The organism is Rhizobium sp. UBA1881 (assembly GCF_002338015.1).
Classification (GTDB): Bacteria; Pseudomonadota; Alphaproteobacteria; order Rhizobiales; family Rhizobiaceae; genus Rhizobium.
In genome coordinates, this window is record NZ_DDHH01000062.1 from 25,556 (window position 1) to 37,134 (window position 11,579).

Genomic DNA, 11,579 nt, shown 5'->3' on the forward strand with positions numbered 1-11,579 from the left:
TCGCTTACCCAAGCATCCAAAGTTGAGTGGCTAAAAGGCTGCGCGCGCCAAGGTTATTTTCTTCGCAAAATCACGAAAGTTTCATCCCCGGTTTGTGAATGCTTAACGTCACAGATGATGTAAGCGCCCGACAAAATTGCCGGGGGTGTGTCGTGACCTTTCTCTCAAACTTGAAAATTTCCTATCGCGTGATGCTGCTTGCCTTGGTCGCCCTGATCGGGATTGTCGCGATTTCCGCCATCTTCATCGGTCAGCGACAAGTCGAAGCCCGCTATCGCCAGACCGCCGACGGTTTGGCAAGGCAGCAACGTGATGTCGCAACCGCGCGGGACGATATTCGCGGTACCCTGCTATGGGAAAAGGAATTCCTTCTTACGCGGCAGCTCGGCACAATCGAAGATTTCGACAAAGCCCTCCAAAGGGCCAACTCGGTGATTGATCGGCTGAAGGGTGATGCGCAGCCCGATCAGGCCGCCAAGCTTGAGGCTTTGAGTGGCGCGCTGCGCGCCTATGCCGGCACGTTTTCGGCACTCGTGGCAAAGGACAAGGAATTGGGACTTGATCAGTCCCAGGGTCTCGAAGGCGCCATGCGCGAGGCTGTGCACTCGATCGAAGGCCAGCTCGAAGGCGTGGCGGATGCCGAGCTGAAGGCCAGCATGTTGATGATGCGGCGACACGAGAAGGATTTCATTCTGCGCCGAAATCCGGATTACCTTGCCAAGCACACCGCCGAAGTCGCGACGTTTACCGAATTGATGAAGAAGGCGTTCCGGCCCGGCGCACAGCGCATGCGCGCCGCCGAAGCGCTCGCGGTCTACCAGAATGCGTTCCGGCTTTATGGCAAGGCGACGCTTGAGGAGGCCTCCGCGCGAGACGCGGTTAGCGCTGCTTATTCAGCGGTGCAGCCGGTGCTTTCTGACATCATCGAAAGCTACGCAGCGGCGCAGACCGCGACGCTGGCGCAGAATGATCGCGTCGGGCAACGCAACATCACGCTCGTAATCGCGTTGATCGCTGTTGCGATCGGCCTCATCCTGTTCAGCGTATGGCTGATCGGTCGCTCGATCAGCGCGCCGATCCTGATGATTACGGCGGCGATGCGTCGGCTGGCCGACGGAGACACGCAGCAGACTGCGCCGGGTGCCGCAAGGCGCGACGAAGTGGGTGCCATGGCGAAGGCGCTCGATGTGTTCCGGCAGCAGGCGATCGCTGCCGCCGCACTCGAGGCAGAGGCCGTCGCGGCGCGCCGGGATGCGGAGGCTAGCCGCGTCCAGATGCAAGAGCAGGCCGAAGCGCTCGCACGCGAACGACTGCTGCAGGCAACCGGCGATCTTGGTGCTGGCCTCAAGCGACTGGCGTCCGGCGACCTCTCCTTCCAGCTTGTCGAACCATTCGCACCGGATTTTGAGAGCCTGCGAGGCGATCTGAATGCGACGTTGAGACAGCTGGCCGAGGTGATGGGCGAGATCATGCAGTCCAGCCATTCTATCGACAACGGCACCCAGGAAATCAGCAGCGGCGCAAACCAGTTGGCGCAACGCACGGAGCGCCAGGCGGCCTCGCTTGAGCAAACCGCCGCAGCACTCGACGAGATAACGGCCAATGTCTCGAATGCGACGAAACGTGTTGAGGATGCCCAACAGGTCGCGCGTGCGGCCAATGACAGCGCGTCGAAGGGGGCCGTCCTTGTCGATGAGGCGGTCTCCGTGATGGAGCGGATCGAAGGGTCGTCGAAGCGGATCGCAAGCATCATCGCGACTATCGACCAGATCGCTTTCCAGACCAACCTGCTGGCGCTCAACGCCGGCGTCGAGGCGGCTCGTGCCGGCGAGGCCGGACGGGGGTTCGCTGTCGTGGCACACGAGGTTCGCGAACTGGCGCAGCGATCCGCCAACGCCGCCAAGGAGATCAAGGCTCTGATCGACGGCTCCACGCTTGAAGTCGAAGAGGGCGTGCGCGCCGTCAGGGACACGGGCGAGGCGCTTCACGGCATCGGCAGGCACGTCGTCGCCATCAACCAGCATATGGAAGCAATCGCCCTGTCCTCGCGCGAACAGAGTATCGGTTTGGTCGAGATCAACACGGCGATGAACGGCATGGATCAGGACACCCAGCAGAACGCCGCCATGGTGGAGGAGAGCAATGCTGCGTCCGCTGTGCTTGCCGGCCAAGCCAACCGGCTGCGCGAACTCGTCTCGGTATTCAAGGTCACCGTCGATGACCGAAACGAGCCCTCGACGGCCCTGCGATTGGTCGGCGGCCGGCGTTAATCTACGCCGGATTGCTCCTGGCTCTGATCGCAAGCAGAGGTGGGCTCGAACCAACGCCTCATACGCGCTCACGCGCCCCGATGTATTCTTCGCATCGGCGTGATATAATGGTTATCTTGGTGATGTCCGCTGTCGATTGTCCAGATGGAATGGTCACATGAGCGATGCCGAGACCCTATTTGGCGCCCTGCGACAGACGGCTGACGCAGAGGCTGTCGCATTGATCGAGGCCGCTGTCGCCGATGGCGTCGATCGCGATCTCAATCGTATCAACGTGCTCGCCTTTGCTTGCAGGCACCAACTTAGCGAGGAGCGCACAATCGCAGCATTTTTGCATGCGGCTCGGCTCGGCATTTTCGACATGACGTGGAATGTACTTTGTCCGGGCTGCGGCGGGGTGCTCGATACAGGGGCAAGCCTCAAGGGTGTTGTCCATGATATCTATCATTGCGGGCTTTGTGCCGCGGGTTATGAGCCGACGCTTGATGAGATGGTCGAGGTGACGTTCACTGTGAACCCACGAGTGCGCCGCATCGCGGCCCATGATCCCGATCTTTTGCCGCCTCTGGAATATTATCGGCAGATGTTCTTCAGCTCCGGTGTCGATCTGCCTGATAATCTCGAAGAAAAGTTCGCGCCCATTCAATTGGAGATGATCGACCTGTCTCCGGGCGAAAAAGCCTTCGTCTCGTTTCAGTTGCCGGCCCAGTTCGTCATCATCTTCGACGCTGTCACGCACTCGGCGCAGTTCATAGATGTAAAGGGCGATCCCACCAGCGAGCGTCAGTCGCTCTCGATGGTCATTACCCAAAGCCATGCGCTCAACGAGACCGTCACGCTGCGTCCCGGTCTGCTCCGGCTCGCGCTTGAAAACCACACCGACCGTAGAGTGGTGCCGAATGTCTGTGTCGCCGGCGATGAGCTACATGATCTGTTGGGACGCAGGCGGCCGTTTCTCACGGCCAAGCGTTTGCTGACGAACCAGAGCTTTCGCGACATATACCGAACCGACACGCTCGACGTCGATCAGCGCCTGAAGATCACCAGCCTCACCTTTCTGTTTACCGACCTCAGAGGATCGACAGCACTTTACGAGCGCGTCGGCGACATTGCGGCATTCGATCTCGTCCGATCGCATTTTCGCGTTCTCAACGAGATTGTCGCGTCCGAAACGGGCGCGGTGGTCAAGACGATAGGCGATGCCGTGATGGCGAGCTTTCCGACGCCCGACCGTGCGGTGGCGGCGGCCTTGCGGATGCGAAAGGCCATGTTGCGCCTGAACGCCGAGCACGGTGCCGACGATCTTCTCTTGAAGATCGGCATCCATGAGGGCTCGTGCCTCGCGGTCAATTTGAACGATCGCCAGGATTACTTCGGCCAGACGGTCAACATCGCCTCACGCGTCCAAGGTCTCGCCGATCCGAATGTCATCATGACAACGGAGGCGGTGGTGCACGACAGCCGTGTCTCGGAGATGCTGCGGGAGCGCAGCGTTCATTCGGTGTCGCGCATGGCCGCGCTGCAGGGCATCGGCCGCGAGGTCAAGATTTTCGCGCTGTCGTGATCGCCGACCGCTTATCCTGTTGCGGAAGGGCGCTTCAGGGCCTCGGTAATTTCGGCGCGCGCGACCCCGATCAGTGTTTCCATTGCGCGGCGTGCATTGTCAGGATTGCGCATGCGGATCGCCTCGAGCACATCCTGGTGCTTCTGGATGGCCTGCTCGTGAGACTGGCTGGCGCGGTTCGTCAGCCGGAAACTGGCAAGCAACGCCGCGCGGATTGCGCTGGCGAATTGACGATAGACCCAGTTGCCGCTGGCGTTGATGATCGCCGTGTGAAACTCGAGGTCGGCCCTGCTCCACTCCTCGTTATCGCGCGCATTCGCATCGACCATGTCCTCGAATGCCTGAGCGATCCGGGCGAGCTGCTTGGCAGTGGCCTTGGCTGCCGCTTGGGCGGCAGCGGCCGGCTCGAGCAACTGGCGCGCATCGATCAGAGAGGTGTAAAACGCCTCGTCCCCGCCGATTGAAAGCATCACGTCGAGAACCAGCGGGTCCAGGTAGTTCCAGTTTTCTCGATGGAGCACGATTGTTCCAGCCCGAGTGCGCGAGCGAACCATGCCGAGCGCGCTCAGATACTGCATGGATTCGCGCAGGCTCGTGCGACTGACGGAGAATTTCTCGGTCAATTCTGCCTCATTGGGCAAAGTCGATCCTTCTGCGAAATCGCCCGCAACGATCATATGGACGAGACGCGATAGCAGGGTTTCGCGAACACTTCTCTTTCCGCGGGATGCGATCTCTACTCCGCCTTCCGTCAATTTCCTGTCTGTTTGCGTTGTCGCCACAGATTTATCTCCGATTCTTTCAGTTCCAGCTTGCTGCCGACGCCAGACCAGTCAAGCGTGCGTACCAAAAAATACGATTTATAGGCGAAACGGCGCTCCGTGCGGATATGTTTAGCACAGGATACCGCACCAAAAACACATCTTACGAAAAATAAATCGTATTTATATTGACATTGGTAAGACCAAGAATATGGTTGGTGGCGCTGGAGGAGGCGGGCGGGTCCGCATTCCTCACCATCTGATCTCAAGGGAGGGAGCGATGAAGCTCATTACGCGCGCCACAATGCTGGCACTTGGAACATTCGCCGCAGCGGGGCTATCGCCCGCCTTCGCACAGGACAAAGACCTGAAGGTCGGTGCAATCTACATGGACGCTCAGGGCTTTTATGCCGGCGTTCGCAAGGGTATCCAAACGGGTGCCAACGAAGCCGGCCGCAAGCTCGATGTTATCGAGACGAATGCGCAAGGTGACGCCAGCAAGGAATCGTCTTTCATCGATTCGCTCATTTCCTCCGGCGTTCAGGCGATCATCGTTTCCCCGGTTTCTGCCGACGGTTCCTCGCGTGCCATCCGTCGCGCTCATGACGCGGGCATCCCCGTCGTCTGCTACAATACATGCCTCAACGACGCCGACATGAAGGAGTACATCTCCGCTTACGCCGTCGGCGACCCCTATGATTTCGGGCACAAGCTTGGCGAAGCCGCCGCCGATTACTTCATCGCCGAGAAAAAGGACGCACCGAAGATCGCGGTTTTGAACTGCGAATTCGTCGAGGTCTGCGTGACGCGCCGCAAGGGCTTCGAGGAAGCGCTGAAGGCCAAGGTGCCGGGTGCTCAGATCGTCGCCAACCAGGAAGGCGCGATCCTCGACAAGGCTGTCTCCGTCGCCAGCACCATGCTGTCGTCGAACCCTGACATCGATGCATTCTTCGGCGAAGCCGGCGGTGCGACCCTTGGTGCGGCTCGTGCCGTCAAGAGCCAGGGTAAGACCGGCCAGGTCGTGGTCTTCGGCGGCGACATGACGACCGAGATCGCCCAGGAGCTCTCCGACTTCACGGTCATCAAGGCCGTCGTCGACATCTCGGGCCAGGGCCTCGGCAAACTGGCGCTCGCCCAGGCGATCAAGTCCGTTGATGGCCAGGCGCCCGCCGACATCAAGGTTCCCTACGACATCGACGTTTACAAGTCTTCAGAAGACGGCAAGGCTTGGCTGAAGGCACACGCCGACGGCATTCCGTGAGGCTTCGGGCCTGAGTTTCACGACAATCGAGGCCGCCAGGCGACTGGCGGCATCTTTCATCGGTGGAAAGTTTCATGACACAGACATCACTTGCGCCCAACCTCGCTCACCGCCCGATCGCATCCATCAAGGGATGCACGCGCCGCTATCCCGGCGTGCTCGCGCTTGACAATGCGACATTCCAGGTGGCCGGCGGCGAGGTTAGAGCGCTGCTCGGCAAGAATGGCGCTGGTAAGTCGACGCTGATCCGGATGTTGACCGGCGCGGAAATTCCAGACAGCGGCACCGTCGAGGTTGACGGCGAGGAGTTGCGCCATGCCGGCTCCGGCCGCGCCCAGGATGCTTTCGACAAGGGCGTGCGTGTCGTCTATCAGGAACTGAGCCTTGTTCCGGGCATGACGCTCGCCGAAAACTTGTTTCTCGGACGCTGGCCGCGAAAAGGCGGCGTCATCCAGTACGCGGAGATGGAAGCGCAAGCCTGCGAGGCGATGGGTCGGCTCGGTCTAGAGCGCGCGCCCAACACGCTGGTCGCAAGCCTGAGCCCGGCCGAACGCCAGCTGCTTGAGATCGCCCGCGTTCTCCTCGGAAAGCCGAAGCTCGTCATTCTCGACGAGCCGACGAGTTCGCTTGCCGCCGCCGAGGCCGAGAAGGTCATGGCCGCCGTGACGCGCATCGCCTCCGAAGGCATCGCCGTCATCTATGTCAGCCACCGCATGAACGAAATCCGCCAGATCGCGCATTCGGCCACCGTCATGCGCGACGGACGCATCATCGACACTGTTGACGTCAAGGGTGCCGATACGCGCGAGATCGTCCGGCTCATGCTGGGCTCGGAAGGATCGCAGGCAGCGGCGCTGGAAAACAGAAGCCAGGAAAAGACCTTGCTTGAGGTTCGCAACCTCGCGCTGGCGCCGAAGCTGAATTCGGTCTCGTTTCACCTGAAGGCCGGCGAGGTTCTCGGCATCGCCGGGTTGCTGGGCGCAGGCCGCACCGAACTGCTGCAGGCGATCATGGGTGTGCGGCGCCAGGACCAAGGCGAGGTGCTCGTCGACGGCAAGTCAGTCCGGCCCGGTCACTATAAGCGCATGCTGTCGCGCGGTTTCGGCTACACGCCGGAAAGCCGCAAGGAGGAGGGTATCGTCCCGCTTCTCGGCGTCGACGAAAACACGCTTGCGACGAACTTTTCCGGCGTCAGCAGGAGCGGCATTCTTTCGGCGAAGATGATGGCCGAGGCGACGCGCAAGGTCATTGAACGCCTGCACGTCAAGACGGCGCGCACTGACACGCCGATCGGCACGCTGTCTGGTGGTAACCAGCAGAAGATCGTCATCGGCCGCTGGGTCTATGCCAACAGCCGCGTTCTGCTGCTTGATGAGCCGACCAGGGGCGTCGATGTGGAAGCCAAGGCGCAAATCTATGCCATCATTCGACAGTTGGCTGCCGAAGGGCGCAGCGTCATCTTCGTCTCCAGTGAGATCGAGGAGCTACCGCTCGTCTGCGACCGCGTGCTGGTCTTGCGCGACGGAACGCTCGGCGAAGAATTCAAATCACCAAACATCGATCAGGACGCCTTGATGGCTGCCTGCATCGCCGGACATTGAGGGAGAGACGCCATGTCACTCGACCAGGCTGCAACGTCAGCATCATCAAGCAAGAAGTCGGGCTTCAGCTTTTCCCAGCACATGAACGAGCTGAGCCTCTTCGTCGCCATCGTCGTTCTTTATGTGGTCTTCACATCGACAGCCAATGGCTTCCTGTCTTTCAACAACCAGATCAATATCCTGCGCGACGCCGCCACGATCGGCATCGCTGCCTGGGCAGCGACCCTGATCATCATCGCCGGCGAGATCGATGTCAGCGTCGGGCCGATGGTCGCGTTCATCTCGGTGGTTCTTGCCTTCCTTCTACAGTGGGGCGTGCCAACGCCGGTGGCATTTGCACTTTCGATCGTCATCGGCGCATTGCTTGGCTCGATTGCCGGCGCGCTGCGCGCTTACTTCGACGTTCCCTCCTTCGTCGCGACGCTTGGTCTCTGGAGCGCGCTTCGAGGAACGGCATTGTTTGTGACCGACGCGCTTCCCGTCTCGATCGGCCGTAACGATACGCTCGACGCGCTCGACCGCTCCGTTCTCGGCATTCCGCCGGCCGCCATCATCATGCTGGTATTCTTCGCGATCTTCGCCTTCGTTAGCCGCAAGACCGCCTTCGGGCGCTCCGTCTTCGCGATCGGCGGCAATGCGCATGCGGCTTTTTTGAGCGGCATCAGCGTCTCGAAGATCCGCGTGGCGCTGTTTGCGATCGCCGGCGCGATGGCCGCCATCTCCGGCATCCTGCTCGTTTCCCGCTTGGGCTCGGGTAATGCCACTGCGGCGAACGGGCTCGAGTTTGACGTCATCGCGGCCGTTGTCGTCGGCGGCACGTCGCTCTCCGGCGGGCGCGGCTCGATGCTCGGCACGCTGCTCGGCGTTCTCGTCATCACGCTCATCGGCAACGGCCTCGTCCTGCTCGGCATCAATCCGTTCTTCCAGCAGGTCGTGCGCGGTCTCATCATCGTCATCGCGGTGCTCGCCAATATCCAGGCGATAAAGCGCAGCATGTCGCGCAACAAGGGCTGATGCGATGACGGTGCTCGATCTGAAATCCGGATCGCTTTCGCTTCGCGTCTCTTCCAAGGGAGGCCTGGTCCTGGGCTTCTGGAAGGAGACGCAGGGCGAAAGCGTGCCCTTGCTGCGCGCGGCGCCGTCATCAGAGGCAGACGCACTTTCCTCCGCCTGCTACCCGCTTGTTCCTTTCGGTAACCGCGTCCGCGACAACGGCTTCGTATTCGAAGGTGAGGAGTATCGGTTCGAGCCGAACACCGAATGGGACAAGCATTATCTCCACGGCGAGGGCTGGCAGGCCGATTGGACGATCGACCGGCAGACCGATGAGATGGTCGAGATGAGTTTCGCCCATCGCGGCGGCTCAACACCTTACGTCTATCGCGCAAGCCAGCGCTTCGCACTCGACGCATCCGGCCTGACGATGACGCTGACGGTCGAAAATCGTGGCGACCGGGCCATGCCCTTCGGTCTCGGCTGGCATCCTTATTTCCCGATGACGCCGAAAACGACGCTTCAGGCGCGGTCGCAGAAATTCTGGACCGAGGTCGAGGGTTGGCTGCCGGGCGAGCGGACGGATATCCCAACCGATCTTGACTTCAGACAACCGGCTGAGCTGCCACATCGCTGGGTCAACAACGGCTTCGAAGGCTGGGACGGCAGGGCGACGATTTCCTGGCCCGAGCGGCAGACCGCGTTGAGGCTTGAGGCCGAACCCCTTTTTAAACACGCCTTCGTTTTCGTGTCCGATACCGGCTTCGACCCGAGCTTCAAGCGCGACTATTTCTGCTTCGAGCCGATGACGCATCTGGCCGATGGTCATCACCTCGCTGATCTCGGCGATCTGAAGGTGCTGGCGCCGCATGAAAGCCTCTCGGGCAGCGTTCGTCTGCGCCCCGAGGCAATTTGAGAATACTAAGACCGGAGTTGGTGAATGTCCGCGAAAGACCGTTACGACTACATCATCATTGGCGGCGGAAGCTCCGCCTGCGTGGTCGCGGCCAAACTGGTGCGAGAGGGGAAGGCCAGGGTTCTCATGCTTGAGCGGGGGCCGGCCAAGGCGAACCCGATCATGCATTTTCCCGCCGGCTACATGAAGTTCCTCGCCAAGGACACTTATCTCGCCATGCACCAGACCAAGCCGCAGCCGCAGCTTGACGGGCGCGGACCGATCGTGCCGCAGGGCAAGGTTCTGGGCGGCGGCAGTGCTGTTAATGCCATGGTCTACATGCGCGGCCAGGCGGCCGATTTCGATCTGTGGAACGAGCTTTCCACGCCTGAGGGATCGAACGACGATGCCTGGTCGTATCGGGACCTGTTGCCGTACTTCAAGGCACAGGAAGACAATGACCATCTCGCCGGCGAGTTTCACGGCGTCGGCGGTCCTCTGAAGATCTCGCATCTCGGCCACACCAGCCCGATGACGCGGACCTATGTGAAGACGCTGCAGGGTATGGGCATTCCCTACAATCCGGATTTCAACGGCGCCCGCCAGTTCGGCGTCGGCTTCATGCAGCACACGATCGACTGGAGGACGCGCAAGCGCTCGAGCGCCGTGGACGCCTTTTTGGCGCCTGTAATGAGTGATCCGCTTCTAACGATCGAAACCGGCGCCACCGTCACCTCGCTTGATATGGACGGCGACCGAGTGACCGGCGTACGCTATGTGCAAAAGGGTACGCCGAAGCGCGCGCAAGCCGGAAGCGAAGTCATCGTGGCGGCCGGCGCCTACCAGACGCCAAAGCTGATGATGCTGTCGGGTATCGGGCCGGAAGAGGAGCTGAAGCGTCATGGTCTGAAGACGACCGTCGCCCTGCCCGGTGTCGGCAAGAACCTGCAGGACCACTACGAGTGCCCCGTCGTGGCGACCACGAAGGGATCGTTCGGCTATTACGGGCAGGATCGCGGCTGGCCGATGATCAAGGCCGGGTTGCAATATCTGATGTTCAAGTCGGGCCCGGTGTCGACCACGGGCGTCGAAACCTGTGCTTTTTACGATCCTGACGGCAACAACGAGCGGCCGACCATCCAGATGTTTTGCGTGCCGACCGTCTACCTCGATCGCGATGTGATGGGCACCGATCCGGGCGACGGGGTGACGATCAACTCGCTGCTGCTGCGTCCCAAGGCACGTGGCTCGGTCACGTTGTCTTCGAGCGACCCGTTCGCCAACCCGATCGTCGACACGCAGATTTTCGCGCATCCCGACGATCTCAGGCTGACGATGGCAAGCTTCCGCTTTGCCCGCACCGTGCTCGACGCCTCGCCAATGAAGGAACTGATCGACAAGGAAATCTTTCCCGGCCCCGACGTCAGCAGCGATGAGGGCATCGCTGCCCATTGCAAGCGCACCGTCAAGACCGGCTACCATCCTGTCGGAACCTGCAAGATGGGTGCCGACAGCGATCCGGAAGCCGTGCTCGACATGCAGTTGCGGGTCCGCGGCACGCGCGGCCTGCGCGTTGTCGATGCTTCCTTGATGCCCACCATTGTCAGCGGCAATACCAACGCGGCCGTTCTCGCCGCCGCCGGCAAAGCCGCCGACCTCATTCTCAGCTAAAGCGAGTAAGACCATGAAGATCACCAAGCTCACGACCTATATCGTCCCGCCGCGCTGGCTGTTTTTGAAGATCGAGACCGATGAGGGTATCGTCGGCTGGGGTGAACCCGTGGTCGAAGGCCGTGCGCTCACCGTCCAGGCGGCAGTGCACGAACTCGAGGACTACCTGATCGGCAAGGACCCGTTCCTGATCGAGGATCACTGGACGGTCATGTATCGCGGTGGCTTTTATCGCGGCGGCGCCGTCCATATGAGCGCGATCTCGGGCATCGATCAGGCGCTGTGGGATATCAAGGGCAAGGCGCTCGGTCAGCCCATCCACTCGCTGCTGGGCGGCCAGGTGCGTGACAAGATCAAAGTCTATAGCTGGATCGGCGGCGACCGGCCGGCCGACGTCGCGCGCAATGCCAAGGATGTGGTCGCGCGTGGCTTTAAGGCGATCAAGCTCAATGGCTGCGAGGAGATGCAAATCGTCGACAGCAACGAGAAGATCGACAAGGCCGTTGCGACGATCGCGACGATCCGCGAGGCGATCGGGCCGAATGTCGGCATCGGCGTCGATT

The 11,579-nt window shown here is 61.0% G+C and carries 9 protein-coding genes; 8 read left to right on the forward strand and 1 reads right to left on the reverse strand.

Annotation, left to right across the window (positions count from 1 at the left end; genetic code table 11):
- Nucleotides 1-191 precede the first annotated feature (191 nt).
- Entirely contained in the window at nt 192-2,270 is a 2,079-nt protein-coding gene (locus B3605_RS07445) for a methyl-accepting chemotaxis protein (protein ID WP_296433478.1), read from the forward strand.
- A 157-nt stretch (nt 2,271-2,427) separates the two neighbouring features.
- Nucleotides 2,428-3,834 carry an adenylate/guanylate cyclase domain-containing protein gene (locus tag B3605_RS07450; RefSeq protein WP_296433473.1) on the forward strand — a complete coding sequence of 469 codons (1,407 nt, stop codon included), beginning with the start codon at nt 2,428-2,430 and terminating at the stop codon, nt 3,832-3,834.
- 11 nt (nt 3,835-3,845) lie between these two features.
- On the opposite strand, the gene B3605_RS07455 is transcribed toward B3605_RS07450, so the two are convergent.
- Complete coding sequence (locus B3605_RS07455; protein ID WP_112941171.1) at nt 3,846-4,616, reverse strand: FadR/GntR family transcriptional regulator; 771 nt, start codon at nt 4,614-4,616, stop codon at nt 3,846-3,848.
- 259 nt (nt 4,617-4,875) lie between these two features.
- On the opposite strand from B3605_RS07455, the gene B3605_RS07460 reads away from it, so the two are divergent.
- The 6 genes from B3605_RS07460 to dgoD form a co-directional block, all read left to right on the forward strand.
- Nucleotides 4,876-5,856, forward strand: coding sequence for a substrate-binding domain-containing protein (locus B3605_RS07460; protein WP_018897696.1), 981 nt, complete (start codon nt 4,876-4,878; stop codon nt 5,854-5,856).
- Nucleotides 5,857-5,930: 74 nt separating this feature from the next.
- Entirely contained in the window at nt 5,931-7,457 is a 1,527-nt protein-coding gene (locus B3605_RS07465) for a sugar ABC transporter ATP-binding protein (RefSeq protein WP_296433474.1), read from the forward strand.
- A 12-nt stretch (nt 7,458-7,469) separates the two neighbouring features.
- Nucleotides 7,470-8,471 (forward strand): ABC transporter permease, encoded by a 1,002-nt coding sequence (locus B3605_RS07470; RefSeq protein ID WP_112536412.1) that lies wholly within the window; start codon nt 7,470-7,472, stop codon nt 8,469-8,471.
- A gap of 4 nt (nt 8,472-8,475) precedes the next feature.
- Entirely contained in the window at nt 8,476-9,366 is an 891-nt protein-coding gene (locus B3605_RS07475) for an aldose 1-epimerase (RefSeq protein WP_296433475.1), read from the forward strand.
- 24 nt (nt 9,367-9,390) lie between these two features.
- Nucleotides 9,391-11,016: a GMC family oxidoreductase gene (locus tag B3605_RS07480; RefSeq protein ID WP_296433476.1), complete on the forward strand. Its 1,626-nt coding sequence runs from the start codon at nt 9,391-9,393 to the stop codon at nt 11,014-11,016.
- A 13-nt stretch (nt 11,017-11,029) separates the two neighbouring features.
- On the forward strand, nt 11,030-11,579 hold a 550-nt coding region (gene dgoD / locus B3605_RS07485; protein ID WP_296433477.1), incomplete at its 3' end, for a galactonate dehydratase.